The organism is methanotrophic endosymbiont of Bathymodiolus puteoserpentis (Logatchev), assembly GCF_900128525.1.
Lineage (GTDB): Bacteria > Pseudomonadota > Gammaproteobacteria > Methylococcales > Methylomonadaceae > Methyloprofundus.
In genome coordinates, this window is record NZ_FQTQ01000085.1 from 1 (window position 1) to 20,644 (window position 20,644).

Genomic DNA, 20,644 nt, shown 5'->3' on the forward strand with positions numbered 1-20,644 from the left:
TCCTATTTTCTAGGTCTAATACTCTAGCCAACAAACACAGACTCAATTAATTCAGCACTCTCAGCATACAACGATCACTGAATGACACTCTATAATCTTTAGCTGCATATAATACATTATCAAATCTAGCCTTTAATTTTTCTAGCACACCCCTAGCATGATATATCAAAGCACTGAAATTAGTGGCTTTATTCATCACGGCAGGAAGCAGATGCCTAACCGTCATTTCCCTAGTATGCTTAAGTTATTTCATAACCAATAAAAGCAACTTACATTTTGGTCATTCAGAAGCATCATATAGCTCGTATAAAGCTTGTGGAATACAAGACATGTGAAGCACTATTTTTCCCATATTATACGAGTTCAGGGGATGGCAAAAATAATGATCAAACTGAAATCCTCCCTACTCTTTCCACTTAATATTGCAGCCGATACTCGGTATTTGCTCCCGATCATTTGCTTCAGCAGCCAATAATCGGTCTAAAGCATAGCGTAAATCCTCACCTGTTAGAGGCACTTCATTTTTAGGGGTTGCGCCATCTAAACGCCCTCGGTAAACGCAAGCTAAACCTGAATCAAACAAATAAATATCAGGCGTACATGCCGCTAAAAAAGCTTTAGCTACTGTTTGTGTCTCATCATATAAATACCCAGCAAAAGGATTCCCCCACTCACGCATCATTGCCTGCATTTTATCCGGTGCATCCTGAGGATAATTTTCTACATCATTAGCACTGATCGCAATCGTACTAATACCTTGCTGAGCATATTGTTTAGCAATAGCAATCAACTGGTCCTTAATATGGATAACATATGGGCAGTGATTACAAATAAACATGACTAGCGTGCCCTTCTCACCCTTTAAATCAGCAAGACTTTTATACTTACCGGAAATTGTATCCAACAAACTAAAATCAGGCGCTATTGTGCCTAAAGGCATCATATTAGAAGGTGTTGCTGACATAGTATTCTCCTCACAAAATTTTTTATATTAATATTAAACAAATAACCCAGTAAAAAACTCAACTTTATGTGACATTGTCACTGATAATAAATCAATAATACTCTAATATAGATTCCAAGCCGTTTTTTACAGTCCCTCCCAAACTTAAATAACGGTTTAAAGGGTAGTCACGTCATTCCTAGTTTTAGCAGGAATGACGTGTTACTTATATAAAATATGAAATTCGGCTCTCCTACGCATACTGCGTTTTATCATTAAAAAGGTGATTTATGATTGATTTTTTTCTAGGCATTTTTTCTGAAATGTTTCAAATGAATATGCGCGACCACCACGACATGCCCTTTGCTATGCCACTTATGATGGCCTGCTTAGTTGGCGGTTTAGTCGGCTTTATTATCGTTAAATTTGTTGTTAAAGAACAGCAAGATGATGCAGCAGAACAAACAAAATCTATTCATTAATGCTTCTCCGCTACTTTACGTAGCGCAGCCAAGTTTAATAAAGTCACCGTTCCTCGACTCAAACTAACCCAACCATACACTTCAAAGCGTTTTAAATGCCTAGAAATCACTTCACGAGCTGAGCCTAATGTTATGGCCAGCTCTTGGTGTGTTAAAGTCAATACCTCTTTGCCATCAGCTAATAATGCTCGACTTAAACGCGCGTCAATCGCACTAAAAGTAACATCCTCTAAAAGCCCAATAACATCTGATAAACGTGCTGAAAACTTCTTAAATACAAATTCACGAAAAAAAGCAGACTGTTCTATACAACGATAAAAAGCAGGGGCTGAAATGGCAAATGCTAGAACCTTACTCTCAGTAATTCCTTCGGCTGGATAACGATCACCACTTAACAAACAAGAGGTAGTCAGCACACAAGAATCGCCTGAACAGACACGATACAACAACATTTCCCTGCCACTTTCAGAAATAATTTGCGCTTTGACACTGCCTTGCAAAACCAATAAATATTGCTCACAAGCATCACCTGGATAAAAAATCGTTTGCTCAGCAGGCAACTCAACTAATTTTGCTGAGTGCATTAAACTTTTCATGCTTGCCTCTCCAGAAGCTACAAATTCAGGAAAATAAGTATTCCATAAATTCTGCACCGCTACTGCATCCATAGGCAAGCACCACTTGATTTTTCTAACATATCTAAAGTTTTCTGATGCTCCAGCAACTCCTCTGCGGAACATTTAATAATTTTCAAAGGCGCTCGGTTACTGCTAATGCGTTGAATCACTGATTCTTTACCTCCTTCATCAAGTTCATCTTCATCCAGCATTGACAGCTGCCCACCTGTCATTAATAAATAAACGTCTGACAAAATCTCTGCATCGAGCAAAGCCCCATGTAAATCACGGTGGCTATTATCAATCCCATAACGCTTACACAAAGCATCTAAACTATTACGCTGCCCAGGATGCTTTTTACGCGCATAACCTAAGCTATCAAAAACCGTACAAAAATCTTCTGTTTTGCCGATAGCCTGATTTAAGAGAGAAAATTCATGGTCCATAAAACCTATATCGAACGGTGCATTATGAATAACCAATTCCGCACCATGAATAAAGTCTATAAAATCACTCGCAATATCTTTAAATAGCGGCTTATCTTGCAAGGATTCATTCGTAATTCCATGTACCTCAATCGCCCCTTCATCAATTTTTCGCTCAGGGTTGATATACATATGAAATTGCCGGTTAGTCAAACGTCGGTTAACCAACTCCACACACCCAATCTCAATAATCCGATGCCCTTCTTTAGGGTTTAATCCCGTTGTTTCCGTATCTAAAACAACCTGTCGACCTTTTTTTCTCATAATATTTTACATAAAAATTTAACAAAACACGTAGGGCGTGGCTTTAGCCCGCCTTTATACGCATAAAAGGCGGGCTAAAGTCACGCCCTACAATCACGTCATTGATACTTCTACATGTCTGGGGCAACTTATTAGATGGTCATTCACCATGCCGATAGCTTGCATATAAGCGTAACAAATCGTTGCTCCGACGAATTTAAAACCGTGTTTTTTCAAACTGTGACTCATTGCCTCTGATTCAGCGCTTACTGCGGGAACTTGACCCATGCTTTGCCAAGCATTATTGATAGTTTGGCCGTTGACAAAAGATCAGATATAACAGTCAAAGCTACCGTATTCTTGTTAAATTTTGATAAATGCCTGTGCATTAGTAACGGCAGATTTGATTTTTAATTTGTTTCTGATGATCTCAGGATTAGTGATTAATGCTTGTTGTTTTTGTTCGCTATATTGAGCTATTTTTTGCACATCGAACTGATCAAAAGCTTGCTGATAACCGGCACGCTTATTTAACACGGTAGCCCAACTTAATCCGGCCTGAGCGCCTTCTAAAATCAGCAATTCAAATAATAATTGATCATCATGAACGGGCACGCCCCACTCAGCATCATGATAATGCTCTTCGGCAGGGCTAGATAAAGCCCAAGGGCATTTATTCATTTTTTCAACAGATCACCTAAACCTGCAAAGGGATTATGTGAACCACCAGAATTATCTTGGCTGTCTGTTCTCATACTGCCATGCTGCATTTCTTCGTATTTGGAATGCTCATTATCATGACAATAAAGGCATAATAACTCCCAATTGCTTCCATCAGCAGGATTATCATCATGATTATGATTTTTATGATGTACCGTGAGCTCTTGTAAATTTTTATTAGTAAATTCACGCGTACAACGCCCACATACCCAAGGGTACATCTTTAAGGCTTGGCCACGATAGGTTTTTTCACGGTCGGTTTGATGTTTGCGCGCTTCGGCAACCAGACGTTCTGCCGCGCTCATAGTTTGATCTTTACTTGCCATATATTCTCTCACTCACTGCTAGTTTTTAAATCTATCTGAATAGCTATTATATAGCCGCTGGTTTGACTAACAACCCTATTCCCAAAAAATACAAATAAGACTTGTTACTATTTGCATTTAAAGATATAGTGCCCTTACTTTTTTTCACCCAAGCCAAACTCACAAGCCAATAGACCGCTCATGACTTTTGCCATACTCTATTCTCACACTTTAGCTGCTCACTTACCCGGTAAACTTAAAAAGCTAAATTTATTTTTTTATATGCTTTTGTTCCTTATTTCTCTACAAACCACACTTGCTGAAAGCCAACAGAGAGAGGATTTATCCCCTGAAAGTCCCTACAATATCAATAACTCAGACCGTGAAGCTGGGATTAAACATGATTTAAAATATAATGGTTGTAATGGTTTTATTTCTGGAGGCTATATTCAAACTAGTGTCAAAACCATCAATAATGCGCAAGCCTATGGTTTTAGCGGTGAGTTAGACTGTGGCATTTCTTGGGGGTCCTTTTTAAAAATTCATAGCAGTGCTTTTGCTACTATCAACCCTAGATTTAATAGCAGCAATAAAAATGCAATTCAAGGTGACTTTTTTAACCAAAATAAACAGAGTTATATTACCTTAGGTGAAGCAGTAATGATATTAAGCTATGCAGGGGTTGAGGCGCATATAGGCCCGCAACGTTTTGACTCACCGCATATGGATCAAGATGACTTACGTTTGCTACCCAATATTTTTGAAGCCTATTTAATTAATTACCATATTAATCAACAGTTTTACTTAGGGTCAGGGTTTATACGTACTGCGAAAGGCTGGGAAAATAATAATAATGCTGAAGATTTTGTTGGTATTGGTGATGCCTTTGGCGGTAATAGTTCTCAGTCTTGGATAGGCTGGGGCACTTATCAACAAGATAATTTTAATGCGAGTGCCTGGTATTACTATATTAAGGATGTGCAACAAATATTCTATATAGATATGACTTATCAAAATAAGCTAAACGATATTTTTTCTTATGAACTGGGCGGGCAATTTGATTTAGGGCATTCCGTTGGAATTCAATCTATTGGCTTAGTTGATGCAACTACGCTTGGTGTTAAAGCGACTATGAGTGCTTATAATACAACGCTAAGTATTGGATATAATAAAAATTTTGGCCAATCTGCCGCGGTAAATAGCGTTGGTGGAGGACCTTTTTATACGTCAATGGAGCAAATGACCTTAGATGCTATTAGTGCAGCTAATGCCCAAGCATTATTATTGAGCTTGGAATATCAACCCATAGAATATCTTACTTTAGGGCTTGCAATTGGAGATTATCAGGCAAAACAAAAATCTGACTTTCATATTCAGGAATTAAATACTTATCTTAGCTTCCACTATAATCAGCATTTCACCATTGACATTATGTATGCACCAACAAAAGGATTTGCCTCGATCCCTAGCTCTGAACAGTACCGAGTGATTCTTGGGTATCAGTTCTAAGAAATAGAACTCTTTTAACTGAAGTTTCCCAATTTTTAGCGGAGGCTATCGACAGGTAGAGGTATTTATTAATAGGTTTGCCCCATTGCACTCAACTCCAACGAATAACCACACAACCCGATGTATTGCTACAGTTAGCTTTCCAATTATTGGGAAACTTCAGCTCTTTTAAGTCCGTACATATTTATGCAAGGTACGCAATGCGTATCCTACCGCAATATCCTGCCTTAAGTTGGTAACCGATAAGCTTTCTTAAAGCTAAATCAAGATGCAAACAAATCAATCTCATTCCGCGTTTCAGTCAAGGTAATGCTTTGCTCTACTTGCACTAAAATTTTTTGAATGCCTTTGCGTGTTTTTGCATTAATAACTAATGGTGATTTTATTGAACCTTTAATCGTTGGTTTTTCTGCATCACCTTCATTTTTATGCAAGATAATCATAATAATAAGGTCATCATTATTACCTTCTAAAGCTAATGCCGCCTCTTCTTCACTCGTTAAAGTAAAGCTATAGTTAATATTAAAATGTGTAGGGTGAGCGACGGAAAATAAAACTTCTTCGTTATCGACAGATTGCAACCAAAAAACTATATTACTCCCTTCTTGGTGGAAAAATTTAAAACGTGTATCGCTTTCAAATCCTGGTATTCCGTGTGGGAAAGTAATAATAGTATCTGGATCAACAGCTCGCTCACCCAACAGTTTTGATTTGATCTCCATGATCGTCCACTACCTTTATTTATTTATGAATAATGTAACGTATCATTATAGAATAGATATTGAAAAATTTTTTAAAAATGGACATTATAAAAAAATATCATGCATAGACTCTTACTCCCCTTCTGCTGTTTACTTCTTAGTTCATTAGTCCAAGCTAATGAATCTCAGACACTTCGCCTAGTTAGCAACCAGTGGCCACCTTATGTCGATAGCAGTTTAGCGGGGCAAGGTTTAGCAGTTGAAATCGTCACTCAAGCTTTGCAAAAAAAGAACTATCAATCAACGTTAACTATTGATAGTTGGTCACGCGCCTTAGAAGGTGTTGAGATCGGCGTGTTTGATGCCACTTGTGCTATTTGGAAAACGCCTGAACGTGAGCAAGGCTTATTATTTAGCAATCCTTATCTTAAAAATAAGATCAGTTTCCTGAAAAAGAAAAGCCTCAGTATTAATTATCACCAGTTATCTGATCTGAAAGGTTTTATTATCGGTGTACTACGTGGCTATGCGTATAATAATGAATTCACTCAGTCGCGCGGGCTTATGAAAGTCCCTGAGAATTATGTTATTCAGAATTTGCACAAGCTAAATCAAGGTACGATAGAGCTTACATTGGGGGATGAGCGGGTTATAAAGCATGCATTAAAGCAATATTTGCCTAAACAAATGCATACGTTTGAGTTTCTATCTCCACCTTTAACTTATAAAGGTCTTTACTTCGCTGTTAGCAAGTCCAATAAAAACGCACAAGTGATTATTGATGACTTTAATGCGGCACTGAAAGAAATGCAGCAAGATGGCAGTTATGATCAAATTATCAGTCAGTATCCGTATTAATTATGCAAATACATTTAATCACTATCGGGCAAAAAATGCCTAGCTGGGTCAAGCAAGGTTATGATGAGTATGCCAAACGTATGCCGCGTGAATGTGGGCTAGTACTCAAAGAAATCCCTGCTGGTAAACGTGGTAAAAATAGTGATGTTAAGCGTATTGTGCGCGATGAAGGCGAAAGAATGTTGGCAGCATTACCCAAAAGCTGCCTTATCATTACTTTAGATATACCCGGTAAACCTTGGACTACACCCAACCTATCCGAAGCTATGCGCGGCTGGCTAGATAGTGGACAAGATATTGCCCTATTAATAGGCGGGCCTGAAGGCTTAGCAGATAGCGTTAAGCAAGCAGCTAATCAATCCTGGAGTTTATCTAAACTAACCCTGCCCCATCCTTTAGTGCGTATCATCGTGGCCGAACAAATTTATCGTGCTTGGAGTATTATCAATAACCACCCTTACCACCGCTAATGACACCGTCTCTTATTTTGGCCTCAGCTTCTCCACGTCGCAGTGAGCTACTCAAACAACTAGGTCTAGTTCACTCAATACAAATTGCTAATATTGATGAAACACCATTAGCCAATGAAAAACCAGCCGACTATGTACTACGTGTTGCCCATGAAAAATCTCTGGCGGTGCATCAACAATGCGCTCAAGGTAGCGTTGTTTTAGCAGCCGATACGTCGGTTGTTTTAGGCGATACAATTATGGGCAAACCCGACAATCTAGCTCATGCGCTGAGCATGTTAAGCCGTTTATCTGGAACAACGCACCAAGTGTATAGTGCTGTATCATTGCGCGGACGTATAAATCAGCAGGTATTAAATATTTCTGATGTCACTTTTCGCACGCTTTCTGAGCAAGAAATTATTGACTACTGGCACACCGGCGAACCAGCAGATAAGGCAGGTGCTTATGCGGTGCAAGGTTTAGCTAGTATTTTTATCCAATCTATTCAAGGCAGTTTTTCTGGAATTATGGGCTTACCGCTCTTTGAAACTGCAAAAATTTTATCCAATGAAGGAATAAAGGTTTTCAATGAGTGAAGAAATTCTGATTAATGTCACCCCCTCTGAAACACGCGTTGCTATTGTTGAAAATGGGGTACTACAAGAAATTATTATTGAACGGTCTCAGCAACTGGGCTTAGTTGGCAATATCTATAAAGGCGTTGTTTGTCGTGTATTACCCGGCATGCAAGCTGCTTTTGTTGAAATTGGCTTAGAACGCGCAGCTTTTCTACACCTTTCTGACTTATCCAGCCAGGAATTAGAACAAAAAGGCTCGGAAAATATTGAGCATTATTTGATAGAAAATCAACAAATTATCGTGCAAATTACTAAAGACCCTATGGGCAGTAAAGGCGCACGTTTAACGACAGAAATTTCTATCCCTTCACGCTATCAAGTTTATATGCCCTATTCTTTAAAGGGCGGCGTATCTCAACGTATAGAATGCGACCAAGAGCGACTACGCTTACGCGCTTTTCAAGAGGCTTTCCAAGAAGAACATAAGTCCGGTGCATTTATAGCCCGAACTGCCGCGGAATGTGTTGATGAAGCTATTTTAGAGTCCGATATGTTATTTCTCTTGAAATTATGGAGCTCTGTTCAAGAAAAAATAGCAGCCGCTGAGCCTCGCTCACTGATTCACTATGACTTACCTTTAAGTATCAGAACATTACGTGATTTATATACAGATACTATTGAAAAAGTAAAAGTCGATTCACGTAAAACACATCGACGCTTAATCGAATTTGCGACAGAATTTGTACCCGATATCGTTCCTATTATTGAACATTACACGCGCGACCGACCTTTATTTGATATGTACAATATCGAAGAAGAAATCGAAAAAGCTCTGGATCGTAAAGTCAATTTAAAATCAGGTGGTCATTTAGTTTTTGACCAAACTGAAGCTATGACGACAGTTGATGTAAATACTGGTGGTTATGTGGGTGGCAAAAACTTAGAAGAGACCATTTTCAAAACTAACTTAGAAGCGGCTCAAGCAATTTCTCGTCAACTAAGGTTGCGCAACTTAGGCGGTATTATCATTATTGATTTTATCGATATGCAAAGTGAAGATCATAAAAGTTTAGTTTTAAATGCTCTCGAAAGAACTTTAGAGAAGTGTCATGCGAAAACTAAAATCACCGAAGTCTCTGTTTTAGGTTTAGTCGAAATGACACGCAAACGAACGCGTGAAAGTTTGGCACATATTTTATGTGAGTCCTGCCCAACCTGCCATGGCAGAGGTGAGATCAAAACAGCAGAAACCATTTGCTTGGAAATTTTTCGTGAAATTATTCGCGAAGTCAGACAATATAATGTCAAACAAATCCTCGTTTTGGCATCAAATACGGTTGTTGAAAAATTACTGGATGAAGAAGCTGACGTATTAGCTGAGCTAGAAGCTTTTTTAAATATTCGCATCAAATTCAGATCTGAAACTGAATACACACAAGAACAATATGATGTTGTATTGATATAGGACTATGACTTTCCCGCGATGATTAAACGCATTACAACGCATTCGATTCGTATTCTTTTTTGGAGCTTACTGATTGTTGCTATCAGCATCACTGGTTTACGCTTTGCTTTATCTGGACTACATTATTTTAAGGTAGAACTAGAGCAGCAATTAAGTACGCAACTTGGCGCGCCTGTCACTATCGGAAAAATACGTGGCATATTAAAGGGACTAAAACCAGAGCTTGCCTTACAACACATCCAAATACAGTCTCAGAAAAACAACAACACTGATCTACACTTACAAGAAATTCATTTAGGGCTCGATTTAGTAACGGCAATGCATGAGCCACTACTTGAAGCCGTACAAGTCTCATTGATTGGCGCTAAATTGTCCATTAAACGTACAAAATCTGGCGGTATTGCTATACAAGGCCTACCTCATAAGCCAGATGACCCGCAGCCAACCTGGCTTATGCAAGGTAAGCAATACAAACTTATCGATAGTGAAATCAACTGGCAAGATGAAAAACGTAATGCCCTGCCCGTACAGTTTAAACATGTCAATATCGCCATATACAATCATGATGAGCAGCATAAAATCTTTATTACCACGGACTTACCTGAGTCATTAGGTAAATCACTCAAGCTATCGATGACTTTTAGCGGTGATATTTTTACCCCCAAAAGCATAGAAGCTAAACTCTTTGTACAGGGAAAGAACATAAAACTAGATAAAATCATTACCGGTGATTTGCCTTTCGACCTTTCTATTGTTCACGGGCGCGGCGACTTCTCTCTTTGGAGTTCATGGCATGCAGCAAAAATGACCCAAATGAGTGGCTCAATTCATTTAACTAACACCGCACTTAAGCGTATTAGCGAGCAACATTTCCCCGTAGCACAACTGAAACTACAGTTCAATTTACAAAAACAACAAAAGCAATGGCTTTTAGCGATAGAAAATAGCACCTTAAACTCACAAAACATCAATTTTGAAGTTGCTCAATTGGCCGTTGCCTTACAACATAATACAGAAGGTGAACTTACGCGCATTGCTTTGAATAGCCCAAACTTAAATTTAGGCCGTTTAAATAAAATTATTGGCCTAAACAAAGCCTTACCCGCTAACTTACAAAAAACCTTAGCAACGCTGGATATCACAGGCGAAGTGAAAGACCTATTATTTTTAGCCAATTTACCCGAGCAGACTTTTTCGATTAATGGCCAACTCAAGCATATAACATTCAATGCCATGGATAGTTTCCCTGGTATAAAAGACTTATCTTTATATATTAAAGGTAATGAGCAGCAAGGTGAAATTCAATTCAGCTCACAAAACTTGACGCTAGATGCCCCCACTCTATTTAGAACCCCTTTAGACTTCAACCATGCTTTAGGCGAGCTACATTGGCAACAACATGCTAAACAATGGGTCATTACTAGCCCACTACTAGAAATGAAAACACCGCATTTAGCCATTAAAAATAAATTACAGCTAACTTTCCCCAAAAGTGAACAGCCGCCTTTTATGAGTTTACAAAGCACTTTTGATATCTATGATATGACTAAAACTCCAGACTACTTACCTGTAGGCATACTAGAGCAAGACCTTGTCCACTGGCTAGATAATGCATTTTTAGCGGGTCATGTTGAACAAGGGGGGATTTTATTTCGCGGGGCACTGCCTGACTATCCATTTATCCACCAAGAAGGCGCTTTTGAAGTTTTATATGATGTACAAGATGTTACTCTCAACTATGCCCCCAATTGGCCAAAAATCAACAACCTCGCCAGTCAAGTACATTTTTTTGCGGAAAGCTTAGAAATTAATATTAATCAAGGCCAAGCTAATGGGGCGAATATCAAACAAGGTAAAGTATCTGTTGCGTCTTTTACTGATAGTCATTACCTAAATATACAAGGCATCATAAACAGCAACTTTACCCAAGGTATAGATTTTCTAAAGCAATCCCCTTTTAAAAAAGAAACCACAGCCGTTAGTGAACTGCTGGACATACAAGGCTTATTTGATATCGATTTAGACTTAAAAATTCCTTTAAGAAAAATTCCCCTTAAAATTGACTTAGCGCTAAAAACGCAAAAAGCCCATGCGGAGATCCTTCCTGCGCGACTAAAACTGACAGATATTAAGGCAGAATTTCATATGACTGAGTCAGGCATTACCAGCAAAACACTAACCGCTAAAACCCTAGGTTTTCCTGTTAGCGCTAAAATCAATAGTCATGCTGAAGGCACTTTTGTAGCCATTGCAGGGCTAACCGATATTCCACATTTAAACGAGCAGCTTCCTAACCCACTATGGGAATACTTTTCTGGCGCAGGGCATTACCAAATTACCCTAGATATTCCGAGCGATGCTAGCCGTAGCAGCAAGATTGAGCTTAATACTGATTTGAAAGGCATTAACATTGACCTGCCCCCTTTTTCCAAACCAGATAACCAAGCACAACCACTTAACCTTAAACTAGAAGTTGCCAAGTCAGGCATCACCTCTTTGCATGCCAGCTATGAAAATCGCTTATCGCCTAATAATAGAATAGCTATTAAGCTAAAAAAAATAGCACCGCACTGGCAAGGCTTAGTACACTCACCCTTTGCCAATGGCAGTGTATTTATTCCTATTGAGTTTAATAAGAAATCTGAAATAAGTTTACTACTCAACAAGTTAGACTTATCTGCGTTACAAAAAATAAACATCAAGAAAAATAGCACTCCTTTCTTGATACACGATTTTCCTGCGCTTAATATTCAAAGCAAAGCACTGTACTGGCAAGGTGTCAACTTAGGTCAATTAGAACTACTCACGCAGCCCGCACCTAATGGCTTATTGATTAAAAAGCTAGTGCTTAACACAGATCAAGAGCAATTAAGTCTAGTGGGGAACTGGCAGCAACAAGGTGCCACTAATAAAACCACGATAAAAGGTACTTTACACAGCAAAAATTTCGGACAATTATTGCACCAGATCCATATATCTGACAACCTTATTAACACCACAGCCAATATTCAATTTACACTAAACTGGGCAGATGCACCTTACGCATTTTCCAGCACTAACCTATCAGGAGACCTTAACCTACAGATGACTAATGGACGAATCTTAGGGGTTAACCCAGGTCTCGGGCGCATCCTAGGCGCCTTAGATATTTGGAAAATCAATAAACGATTGCATCTTGATTTTTCTGATGTGACAGAAGAAGGCTTAAGCTTTTCTGAAATCAATGCCGATATCACCATAGATCAAGGCTTACTCAGTAGCAACAACTTTTACATTAACGCTATGCCTGCCAAAATAGACCTTTCAGGTACAACTCACCTCGACACTAAACAAATTAATATAAACGCGACAGTCCTGCCTAAATTTCCGATTGCTGGTACAATTATTGGTAGTATTGCCAATAGTGTAACAAAAACATTCACCGGTGATGAACATGCAGGCGGCTTTTTATTAAGTCTACTCTATAAGATTACAGGAACATGGGAAAATTTTGTCATCGTCCGTCAATTTGATCGAGTCACACCTGAACCCTTAAAAACACCGTAGACATCAAACACACCTTGTTTTTCGAGAAATAGTTATATGAGTAAATGTGCTGCCATTCAAATGGCCTCTAGCCCGAATATCAATTCCAATTTATTAGAAGCAGAACGATTAATTACAGATGCCGTTGCAGCAGGTGCTAAATTAGTTGCTCTGCCAGAAAATTTTGCACTAATGGGGCAAGATGAATTCGATAAAATCAAGCAAAAAGAACAAGACGGATCAGGCCTTATTCAAGATTTTTTAGCCCAGACTGCAAAAAAGTATGCGGTTTGGATTGTTGCTGGCACGATACCCATCGCCGATCCAGCCAATGAGAATAAAGTCATGGCAGCCTGCTTAGTTTACAATGATCTTGGTGAACGTATCGCACGCTATGACAAAATTCATTTATTCGATGTCCAAGTACCTGAGTCTAAAGAAGTTTACCGTGAATCAGATGGCATTAGTAAAGGCCACAAGCCATTAGTTATCGATACACCTTTGGGTAAAATCGGCATCGCGGTATGCTATGACCTGCGTTTCCCTGAGCTATTTAGAGTGATGCAAGAACAAGGCATGGAAATGCTAATTATTCCTTCTGCTTTCACAGCAAAAACCGGTGCCGCGCACTGGGAATTATTGCTGCGTGCTCGCGCTGTAGAAAATCTTTGCTATGTGATTGCCCCTAACCAAGGCGGTTTTCATGTTAATGGCCGACAAACCTATGGTCATAGTATGATTATTGACCCTTGGGGCACAGTCTTAGACTGCTTTAAAACGAACGCTGGCTTTGCCACCGCCGACGTAGACCTTGCTCGTTTGCATAAAACGCGCACCTCTTTTCCTGTTCTTCAACATCGCCAAATTGCGTGTAAATAAAGAAATATAATGGACAACACAGTTTTACAACTCGCAAAACAAGCGATATTAGTCCCGACCGGACTCCAAGAAAATGATATACATCGAGTGCTGGATCAATTAATCTCAGGTGCAGTAGATGATGGCGATATTTACATTCAATCCAGCCATTACGAATCTTGGGTATTGGAAGACGGTATCGTTAAAGAAGCTAACCACAATATTGAGCAAGGTGCCGGTGTACGCGCCTTATCTGGCGAAAAAACCGGATTAGCCTATAGTGATAAAATTGAATTGGCTGAATTATTAACGGCTGCAAAAAATGTTCTCGCGATTGCTCGCCAAGGGCAAAATGCTAAAGTTGCCATGACACCTAAAACGGGAGTTATTAAGCAACTGTACGCGCCACTCAACCCGCTACGCTCATTAAGTGACCAAGAAAAAGTTGATTTCTTACGCAAAATTGATGTTGAAACACGCAAAATTGATCCGCGCATAGAACAAGTCATTATTAGCCTAGTCGGCGTTCAAGAGCATATCTTAATTGCTAATCAAGGCAGTTCTTTACTTGGTGACGTACGCCCTTTGGTACGTATGAATGTTAGTGTTATTGTTGCCGATAAAGGACAGCGAGAACAAGGCAGTATGGGCGGCGGTGCACGCTCTGATTATAATTACTTCTTTGCACAAGATAGAGCACTTGGCTATGCCCAAGAAGCCGTCAGGCAAGCACTGGTTAATTTAGAAGCAATTCCCGCCCCCGCCGGTAGCATGACCGTTGTTTTAGGCTCCGGTTGGCCAGGTATTTTACTACATGAAGCGATTGGTCATGGCTTAGAAGGTGACTTCAACCGTAAAGGTACATCTGCTTTTAGCGGCCGTATTGGTGAACGCGTTGCATCCTCTCTATGTACTATCGTGGATGATGGCACACTCGATAATCGCCGTGGTTCTTTATCTATTGATGATGAAGGCACACCAACGCAGTGCACCACGTTGATAGAAAACGGCATACTCAAAGGCTATATGCAAGATAGGCTCAATGCCCGCCTTATGGGAACACAATCAACCGGTAATGGTCGTCGCGAATCCTATGCTCATACGCCTATGCCACGTATGACTAACACTTATATGTTACCCGGCGAAAGTGATCCCGAAGAAATCTTGCGCTCAGTAAAAAATGGTTTATATGCTAAGAATTTTGGTGGCGGACAAGTTGATATTACTTCTGGTAAATTTGTTTTCTCTGCCAGTGAAGCTTACCTCATCGAAAATGGCAAAATCACTCAACCTGTTAAAGGCGCAACCTTAATTGGTAACGGCCCTGAGGTGTTAACCCGCGTGAGTATGGTCGGGAATGATTTAGAACTGGATAGTGGTGTTGGTACTTGCGGCAAAGAAGGGCAAAGCGTCCCGGTCGGTGTTGGCCAACCCACCTTAAAAATCGACGCATTAACCGTCGGTGGAACTAATGTATAGTGCTTTTTAATACTTAAAAATTATGCAAACTCAAAAAGAAATCAAGCGTTTAGAGGCAATTATTGCTGACTTATTGCTTGAAGCAAAAACGCAAGGCGCTAGCCAAGCTGATGCCGGCTTAAACGTAGATAATGGTTTATCCGTCAATGTTCGCCTTGGCGAAGTAGAAACGATTGAACACCACTGCTCTCAAGGGCTAGGTGTTACGGTTTATTTTGGTCAACAAAAAGGCTCAGCAAGTAGTACTGACTTATCCCCTCAATCAATTAAAGAAACGGTCTCAGCCGCCTGTAGTATTGCCCGTTATTCCAGCGCTGATAGCTTTGCTGGCCTGCCCGATCCTGAACGCCTAGCAACAGATTTTAAAGATTTAGATCTACATCATCCCTGGGAATTAAATGCCGAGGATGCAATCACGCTTGCGACACGTTGCGAGGATAGTGCACGTCATTACCATAGCGACATTAGTAACTCAGAAGGTGCCTCGGTTGATACTTATAGTGGCATTCGGGTGTTTGGTAATAGCTTAGGTTTTTTACACGGTTATGCATCAACAAGACACTCGATTAGCTGCTCAGTACTAGGTGAGCGTGATGGCAATATGGAGCGTGATTATTGGTATAGCGTTGCCCGCAATAAAGACCAACTTGAAAAGGTTGAAGACATCGGTAAAAAAGCAGCTGAGCGCACTATTCAACGTTTAGGCGCACAAAGTTTAAGTACGCGGAAATGCCCCGTGTTATATTCCGCTGAAACCGCAAATAGCTTAATTGGCTCATTTCTTGGTGCTATTAGTGGCGGTAGCTTATACCGTAAATCGTCTTTTTTACTCGACAGCTTAGATACCAAGGTCTTCCCTGAATTCATACGCCTTTATGAACAACCCCATTTATTAGGCGCATTAGGGAGTGCCCTTTATGATGCCGAAGGAGTTGCCACACAAGCTAACGATATAGTTGCTGACGGCATTGTAAAAAGCTACTTATTAAATAGTTACGCAGCCCGAAAACTAGGCATGCAAAGTACCGGTCATGCGGATGGTATTCATAATTTATGTATTACACCAGGCGATAAAGATTTTGCCCAACTACTCAAACAAATGGATACCGGCTTGTTAGTCACTGAATTAATGGGACAAGGCGTAAACCCTGTGACAGGTGATTATTCACGCGGTGCTTCAGGTTTTTGGGTAGAGCAAGGAGTCATTCAATATCCTGTGCAAGAAATCACCATTGCTGGCAACCTCAAAGAAATGTTCCAACAGATTCTAGCAGTAGGCAACGATATAGATTACCGCAGCAATATTCGCACTGGGTCTATTTTAATTGAAGAAATGGCAATTGCAGGAAAATAAGCTAAGGTCTCATTCTACACAAGCAGATACATGTTACAACATCGACACCCCTAAAGTCTTTTACCAAGCACCTACTTTGGACGAAGATTCTTGCTAATTCAGTGTATTAGCAAGAAAAAGCATAAACCATTAACGTCAAAAAATATGCCGGAAAACGCTATTCCGGCTTACGAGTTAAAAATCATCACTTCGCTACCGCCCCCGTTTTCAGTGGTTGAATTAGTTCAAATCAAAGAGCGAAAGCTGGTCACTCTGAGCTACTACATTCAAAAGTGTTTTTTATTTGATCTCTAACTGTCGACAAGCAAAGTCTTTTTATTTCCTATAGTCGGCTGGATTGATTTTATATTTTTTTAATTTGTTATAGACGGCTCGAGTTGAGATTTCCATGCAACTAGCAATTTTCTGAATATCGCCTTGATACTGCTGCAAAGAAACTTGTAAAAAAGCTTGCTCAACTTCTGCAATGGCTTGCTCTTTTTTCTGTTTCCAATTGATAATTTTACTGCTGGACTCTACGGTATCCAATTTTAATTCTGTTATCTCTTTTCCAGTAGTAAATAATAAACTACGCTCCAGCGTATTTTCCAGCTCTCGAACATTACCTGGCCAATGGTATGCTAGAACCTTCTGCATGACCGAGCTACTCACTGACGTTACTGACTTATTATGTTTTTTACTCATTCGTTGTAAAATTAAATCAATCAAGGCCGGCAAGTCTTCTGGCCTTTCGTTCAGGGGCGGTATTTCTAATTGAACAACATTGATACGATAGTATAAATCTTTACGAAATAGCTCTTGCGCCATTTTATCGTGAAGATTAACATTGGTCGCAGAAATAAGCCGCACATCAACCTGTATCGGCTGTTTTCCCCCGACTCTTTCTAGCTCTCCTTCTTGTATGACTCTAAGCAATCGTGTTTGTGCGGCGGGGGATAGTGAGTCCACTTCATCCAAAAATAAGGTTCCACCTTCGGCTCGTTCAAAAACACCTTTGTGCACCTCTATTGCGCCAGTAAACGCACCTTTTTCATGCCCAAATAAAGCGCTTTCTAATAAACTTTCTGCTATTGCCCCACAATTAATTGGTACAAATACTTTATTGCAGCGATCACTCATTGCATGTATCGCGCGTGCAACCAGCTCTTTGCCAACTCCTGTTTGGCCTTGAATCAATAGGGTCGCCGTAGTGGGCGCAATAACTTCTATCGATTGCAGTACTTTTTTCATGCCTGTTGAATCAGCAATAATTAGGGGAGGCAGGCATTTTTTAGCAAGTTTTTGGCTTTGTTTACGCCAAATTTTCAGCATACTTTCTTCTATGCGCGAATGTAGGGCATCAACATTTTGATCATGTTTATTGTCGTTTCTATTGTCTCGATATTCAATTCCTTGCTTATTTTTAGCTATTTCTGGGTTGAGATGAATATAAACTTCACAGCAGCCATCATGTTGAGCAATACTTTTCGCTATTTCTACTTTGGCATAGCCAAAATTGCGCGCGGCAATACCACCAAAGACACTGGATGTCATGCCGCATAACTCAGGAAAATTGACTACTTCTTCACCAAAAGGGCAACTAGTATTACATACACAAATACTGTCTTGATTACTTGATGATAATGAAAAATTACCACCAATATTGTTTTTAAGTCCTAATATCAATTCGATATAGCTTTCAATACCCAGTGATTTTTTTTTATTAGCGCACTGATTTCGATAAACTTCTTCAAAAAAACAGCCTGCAGTAAGTGCGATATTTTCTATTAATTGCTGACATTGTTCCTGCCCTAACTGCTCACTTGCATGCATTAGTTCGATAATAAAAGTTTGCAAAAAAGCAATAGGGGTTAAATCGGAAAGAGAACTATTAGGCATGTAGTATTCCTGAAGTTTATTTTCAATGATTGAAGCATAACTTCACAATATAAGCAAACAATAATTATAAGTAATTGTTTTTATATGATAAATATAAATGGTATGGAATATGCTACTACTTCAGATGAGACCAAGCATAAGTAACACAAAATATTGTTTTGCATGGTTTTTAAGATATAAGAAGAAAAACAATAATGATAATAAAAAACGAGGATCCACAATGAACACTGAAAAACCCCCTTTAGATCCACATCCCTTAAGTGAATATGTCGCTTGGGCCGGTAATCGCAACCGCGAGCCTATTTTAGGAGTCTTAAAAGATAAATTACCTAAAGACTCTGGTCGAGTATTGGAAATGGCTAGCGGCAGTGGTATGCATATCAATTACTTTGCTCCACATTTTGAACATTTGCACTTCCACCCATCAGATAGAGATATTGAAGTTTTTGATCATATTAAAGATCTCAGTAGTGCCCATGGTAATGACAATATAGCAGACCCGATTCATCTCGACTTAACAAAACCAGAAACTTGGTTTAATGAAGAAATGAAAGGCTCATTTGCTTCTATTTTCTGCATTAATATTTTTCAGGTTGCCCCTATTTCTATTGCTGATGGCATGATGGAATGCGCAACACACTTATTAAGTGATGATGGTTTTTTGTTAATTTATGGGCCATTTCAAGTTGAAGGTAAATTTGCAACAGAATCAAATCAAGAGTTTCACAATACACTGAGTTCAGCAGGTGTCCCCGAGTGGGGATTAAAAGATGTCGCTGATTTAAAGGCTGCGGCAGAAAAACATGGTCTGGAGTTAAAAGAGCAGATCAATATGCCAGTGAATAACTTTTCTCTTATCTTTGGAAGGATTTAATTATGTCAAAAATACTTAGTGAAGTTTTACTTGCTAATCGTAACTATAGCAATGACTTTGATAAAGCTGATTTACCCATGCCGCCAGGACGTCAATTTGCCATTCTTACTTGTATGGATGCCAGGTTAGATCCCGCTAAATATGCGGGCCTTGCTGAAGGTGACGCGCATGTCATTCGTAATGCAGGCGGTCGTGCTAGTGATGATGCTATACGCTCTCTAGTAATTTCTTACAAACTCTTAGGGACTCGTGAATGGTTTGTTATCCATCATACGGATTGCGGCATGGAAACCTTTACCAGTGAGATTATGAGTGAATTACTGGATAGTAGCTTAAAAACCGCGTCAGTTGATGCCGATGGTTGGCATGATTGCTGTGAAGGCCCCAGTTCTGCGGAAGGTAAATATATCAATTGGCTTACCATTAAAGATCAAGCGACAAGTGTGACCGAAGATGTTATCAGAATTAAGTCTCACCCCTTAGTTCCGGCTGATATTCCGGTTTATGGTTATATTTATGATGTTAAAACGGGTCGTTTAATTGAAGTGCCTACGGCAACTAATGCAGGTAAGGTAGCATAATGAGCCCACAAAACTCAGCTGTTATTATTGGCGTTGGACCAGAACGTGGCTTAGGCGCTACACTCGCAAAACACTTTGCTGCGCAAGGTTTACATGTCTACATAGCTGGGCGTAGTGGAGAAAAATTGCAACAGGTGGTTGATAGTATTAGGAAGCATGGTGGACAAGCGACTTCTGTGGTGGCCGATGCAACTCAAGAATATGACATTAACCACCTGTTCGACGCCATTCATTTTGATGAGTCGGCGTTACAACTTGCTGTCTACAATGTAGACAGCAATATTCCTGCGCCTATTTTAGAAACCAAATCAGAAACGTTTACTGCCTTATGGCAGCAAAATTGTCTGGGCGCTTTTTTATTCGCCAAAGAAGCCATCGAATGCATGCAACCTAATAAACAGGGCACACTTATTTTTACTGGGGCTACCGCCTCTTTGAGAGCAAAGCCACCTTTCACTGCTTTTGCCTCGGCTAAAGCGGCATTAAGATCCTTAGCTCAAGGTTTGGCACGCGAGTTTTCTCCTGCTGGCATTCATGTGGTACATACTATTATTGACGGCGTAATTAATGGCGACCGTGCTGCCCAACAATTTCCAGAATATTACCAGTCTAAAGGTGAAGAAGGACTGTTAAAGCTGGAAGCAATCGCTGAAACTTACTGGGCCATGCATTGCCAACACCCAAGTGCATGGACACATGAACTTGACCTTAGGCCGTTTAAAGAACCCTTTTAGGTA

The 20,644-nt window shown here is 39.8% G+C and carries 19 protein-coding genes and 1 pseudogene; 13 read left to right on the plus strand and 7 right to left on the minus strand.

Annotated features, from left to right (window positions below):
• Positions 1-403 precede the first annotated feature (403 nt).
• Positions 404-964, minus strand: coding sequence for a thioredoxin family protein (locus BQ7314_RS07280; RefSeq protein ID WP_174483042.1), 561 nt, complete (start codon positions 962-964; stop codon positions 404-406).
• A 269-nt stretch (positions 965-1,233) separates the two neighbouring features.
• Between BQ7314_RS07280 and BQ7314_RS07285 the strand changes: the two genes are divergently transcribed.
• Positions 1,234-1,425 (plus strand): hypothetical protein, encoded by a 192-nt coding sequence (locus tag BQ7314_RS07285; protein WP_174483043.1) that lies wholly within the window; start codon positions 1,234-1,236, stop codon positions 1,423-1,425.
• Here the strand turns inward: BQ7314_RS07285 and BQ7314_RS07290 are convergent.
• The 4 genes and pseudogenes from BQ7314_RS07290 to BQ7314_RS07305 all read right to left on the minus strand — a co-directional run bounded on the left by BQ7314_RS07290 (position 1,422) and on the right by BQ7314_RS07305 (position 3,816).
• Complete coding sequence (locus tag BQ7314_RS07290; RefSeq protein WP_174483044.1) at positions 1,422-2,093, minus strand: Crp/Fnr family transcriptional regulator; 672 nt, start codon at positions 2,091-2,093, stop codon at positions 1,422-1,424. The two genes, BQ7314_RS07285 and BQ7314_RS07290, sit on opposite strands and share 4 nt — an antisense overlap.
• Positions 2,081-2,791 (minus strand): DNA polymerase III subunit epsilon, encoded by a 711-nt coding sequence (dnaQ, locus tag BQ7314_RS07295; RefSeq protein WP_174483045.1) that lies wholly within the window; start codon positions 2,789-2,791, stop codon positions 2,081-2,083. The genes BQ7314_RS07290 and dnaQ overlap by 13 nt, the downstream gene beginning before the upstream one ends.
• A gap of 93 nt (positions 2,792-2,884) precedes the next feature.
• A pseudogene (locus BQ7314_RS07300) lies at positions 2,885-3,451 on the minus strand (DNA-3-methyladenine glycosylase I).
• A complete protein-coding gene (locus BQ7314_RS07305) occupies positions 3,448-3,816 on the minus strand; it encodes a YajD family HNH nuclease (protein WP_174483046.1) in 369 nt (122 codons plus the stop codon). The pseudogene BQ7314_RS07300 and the gene BQ7314_RS07305 overlap by 4 nt, the downstream one beginning before the upstream one ends.
• Positions 3,817-3,996: 180 nt before the next feature.
• Between BQ7314_RS07305 and BQ7314_RS07310 the strand changes: the two genes are divergently transcribed.
• Positions 3,997-5,304: an OprD family outer membrane porin gene (locus BQ7314_RS07310; protein WP_174483047.1), complete on the plus strand. Its 1,308-nt coding sequence runs from the start codon at positions 3,997-3,999 to the stop codon at positions 5,302-5,304.
• A gap of 263 nt (positions 5,305-5,567) precedes the next feature.
• Here the strand turns inward: BQ7314_RS07310 and fliW are convergent, their stop codons facing one another.
• Positions 5,568-6,026, minus strand: coding sequence for a flagellar assembly protein FliW (gene fliW, locus BQ7314_RS07315; protein WP_174483048.1), 459 nt, complete (start codon positions 6,024-6,026; stop codon positions 5,568-5,570).
• Between the two features lie 99 nt (positions 6,027-6,125).
• Between fliW and BQ7314_RS07320 the strand changes: the two genes are divergently transcribed.
• The 8 genes from BQ7314_RS07320 to pmbA are packed head-to-tail and all read left to right on the plus strand — an operon-like array spanning position 6,126 to position 16,574.
• The gene (locus BQ7314_RS07320) at positions 6,126-6,863 is read left to right on the plus strand and encodes a substrate-binding periplasmic protein (RefSeq protein WP_174483049.1); all 738 of its coding nucleotides are present in this window, start codon (positions 6,126-6,128) and stop codon (positions 6,861-6,863) included.
• Positions 6,864-6,865: 2 nt separating this feature from the next.
• Positions 6,866-7,333: a 23S rRNA (pseudouridine(1915)-N(3))-methyltransferase RlmH gene (rlmH, locus tag BQ7314_RS07325; protein WP_174483050.1), complete on the plus strand. Its 468-nt coding sequence runs from the start codon at positions 6,866-6,868 to the stop codon at positions 7,331-7,333.
• Positions 7,333-7,911: a Maf family protein gene (locus BQ7314_RS07330; RefSeq protein WP_174483051.1), complete on the plus strand. Its 579-nt coding sequence runs from the start codon at positions 7,333-7,335 to the stop codon at positions 7,909-7,911. The genes rlmH and BQ7314_RS07330 overlap by 1 nt, the downstream gene beginning before the upstream one ends.
• The gene (gene rng, locus BQ7314_RS07335) at positions 7,904-9,358 is read left to right on the plus strand and encodes a ribonuclease G (RefSeq protein WP_174483052.1); all 1,455 of its coding nucleotides are present in this window, start codon (positions 7,904-7,906) and stop codon (positions 9,356-9,358) included. Before BQ7314_RS07330 ends, rng begins: the two co-directional genes overlap by 8 nt.
• A gap of 18 nt (positions 9,359-9,376) precedes the next feature.
• Entirely contained in the window at positions 9,377-12,904 is a 3,528-nt protein-coding gene (locus BQ7314_RS07340) for a YhdP family phospholipid transporter (protein WP_174483053.1), read from the plus strand.
• A 36-nt stretch (positions 12,905-12,940) separates the two neighbouring features.
• Positions 12,941-13,762, plus strand: a complete 822-nt coding sequence (locus tag BQ7314_RS07345; RefSeq protein WP_174483054.1) for a carbon-nitrogen hydrolase family protein — start codon at positions 12,941-12,943, stop codon at positions 13,760-13,762.
• A gap of 9 nt (positions 13,763-13,771) precedes the next feature.
• Positions 13,772-15,220, plus strand: coding sequence for a metalloprotease TldD (gene tldD / locus BQ7314_RS07350; RefSeq protein WP_174483055.1), 1,449 nt, complete (start codon positions 13,772-13,774; stop codon positions 15,218-15,220).
• A gap of 22 nt (positions 15,221-15,242) precedes the next feature.
• Complete coding sequence (gene pmbA / locus BQ7314_RS07355; RefSeq protein ID WP_174483056.1) at positions 15,243-16,574, plus strand: metalloprotease PmbA; 1,332 nt, start codon at positions 15,243-15,245, stop codon at positions 16,572-16,574.
• 315 nt (positions 16,575-16,889) lie between these two features.
• On the opposite strand, the gene BQ7314_RS07360 is transcribed toward pmbA, so the two are convergent.
• Positions 16,890-18,452, minus strand: a complete 1,563-nt coding sequence (locus BQ7314_RS07360; protein ID WP_174483057.1) for a sigma 54-interacting transcriptional regulator — start codon at positions 18,450-18,452, stop codon at positions 16,890-16,892.
• A 220-nt stretch (positions 18,453-18,672) separates the two neighbouring features.
• Between BQ7314_RS07360 and BQ7314_RS07365 the strand changes: the two genes are divergently transcribed.
• Genes BQ7314_RS07365 through BQ7314_RS07375 form a run of 3 tightly spaced genes read left to right on the plus strand, consistent with a single transcriptional unit; the run spans position 18,673 to position 20,641 of the window.
• A complete protein-coding gene (locus BQ7314_RS07365) occupies positions 18,673-19,326 on the plus strand; it encodes a DUF938 domain-containing protein (protein ID WP_174483058.1) in 654 nt (217 codons plus the stop codon).
• 2 nt (positions 19,327-19,328) lie between these two features.
• A complete protein-coding gene (locus tag BQ7314_RS07370) occupies positions 19,329-19,907 on the plus strand; it encodes a beta-class carbonic anhydrase (RefSeq protein ID WP_174483059.1) in 579 nt (192 codons plus the stop codon).
• Positions 19,907-20,641: an SDR family NAD(P)-dependent oxidoreductase gene (locus tag BQ7314_RS07375; RefSeq protein ID WP_174483060.1), complete on the plus strand. Its 735-nt coding sequence runs from the start codon at positions 19,907-19,909 to the stop codon at positions 20,639-20,641. Before BQ7314_RS07370 ends, BQ7314_RS07375 begins: the two co-directional genes overlap by 1 nt.
• Positions 20,642-20,644: the final 3 nt, after the last annotated feature.

Excerpts from the sequence above, each read along its gene's own strand:
- BQ7314_RS07285 (WP_174483043.1), top strand. The coding sequence starts at position 1,234 with ATGATTGATTTTTTTCTAGGCATTTTTTCTGAAATGTTTCAAATGAAT.
- BQ7314_RS07360 (WP_174483057.1), bottom strand. The coding sequence starts at position 18,452 with ATGCCTAATAGTTCTCTTTCCGATTTAACCCCTATTGCTTTTTTGCAA.
- tldD (WP_174483055.1), top strand. The coding sequence starts at position 13,772 with ATGGACAACACAGTTTTACAACTCGCAAAACAAGCGATATTAGTCCCG.
- BQ7314_RS07280 (WP_174483042.1), bottom strand. The coding sequence starts at position 964 with ATGTCAGCAACACCTTCTAATATGATGCCTTTAGGCACAATAGCGCCT.
- BQ7314_RS07305 (WP_174483046.1), bottom strand. The coding sequence starts at position 3,816 with ATGGCAAGTAAAGATCAAACTATGAGCGCGGCAGAACGTCTGGTTGCC.
- BQ7314_RS07290 (WP_174483044.1), bottom strand. The coding sequence starts at position 2,093 with ATGGATGCAGTAGCGGTGCAGAATTTATGGAATACTTATTTTCCTGAA.
- BQ7314_RS07345 (WP_174483054.1), top strand. The coding sequence starts at position 12,941 with ATGAGTAAATGTGCTGCCATTCAAATGGCCTCTAGCCCGAATATCAAT.
- BQ7314_RS07310 (WP_174483047.1), top strand. The coding sequence starts at position 3,997 with ATGACTTTTGCCATACTCTATTCTCACACTTTAGCTGCTCACTTACCC.
- BQ7314_RS07370 (WP_174483059.1), top strand. The coding sequence starts at position 19,329 with ATGTCAAAAATACTTAGTGAAGTTTTACTTGCTAATCGTAACTATAGC.
- rng (WP_174483052.1), top strand. The coding sequence starts at position 7,904 with ATGAGTGAAGAAATTCTGATTAATGTCACCCCCTCTGAAACACGCGTT.
- BQ7314_RS07365 (WP_174483058.1), top strand. The coding sequence starts at position 18,673 with ATGAACACTGAAAAACCCCCTTTAGATCCACATCCCTTAAGTGAATAT.
- BQ7314_RS07320 (WP_174483049.1), top strand. The coding sequence starts at position 6,126 with ATGCATAGACTCTTACTCCCCTTCTGCTGTTTACTTCTTAGTTCATTA.
- rlmH (WP_174483050.1), top strand. The coding sequence starts at position 6,866 with ATGCAAATACATTTAATCACTATCGGGCAAAAAATGCCTAGCTGGGTC.
- BQ7314_RS07330 (WP_174483051.1), top strand. The coding sequence starts at position 7,333 with ATGACACCGTCTCTTATTTTGGCCTCAGCTTCTCCACGTCGCAGTGAG.
- BQ7314_RS07340 (WP_174483053.1), top strand. The coding sequence starts at position 9,377 with ATGATTAAACGCATTACAACGCATTCGATTCGTATTCTTTTTTGGAGC.
- BQ7314_RS07375 (WP_174483060.1), top strand. The coding sequence starts at position 19,907 with ATGAGCCCACAAAACTCAGCTGTTATTATTGGCGTTGGACCAGAACGT.
- pmbA (WP_174483056.1), top strand. The coding sequence starts at position 15,243 with ATGCAAACTCAAAAAGAAATCAAGCGTTTAGAGGCAATTATTGCTGAC.
- dnaQ (WP_174483045.1), bottom strand. The coding sequence starts at position 2,791 with ATGAGAAAAAAAGGTCGACAGGTTGTTTTAGATACGGAAACAACGGGA.
- fliW (WP_174483048.1), bottom strand. The coding sequence starts at position 6,026 with ATGGAGATCAAATCAAAACTGTTGGGTGAGCGAGCTGTTGATCCAGAT.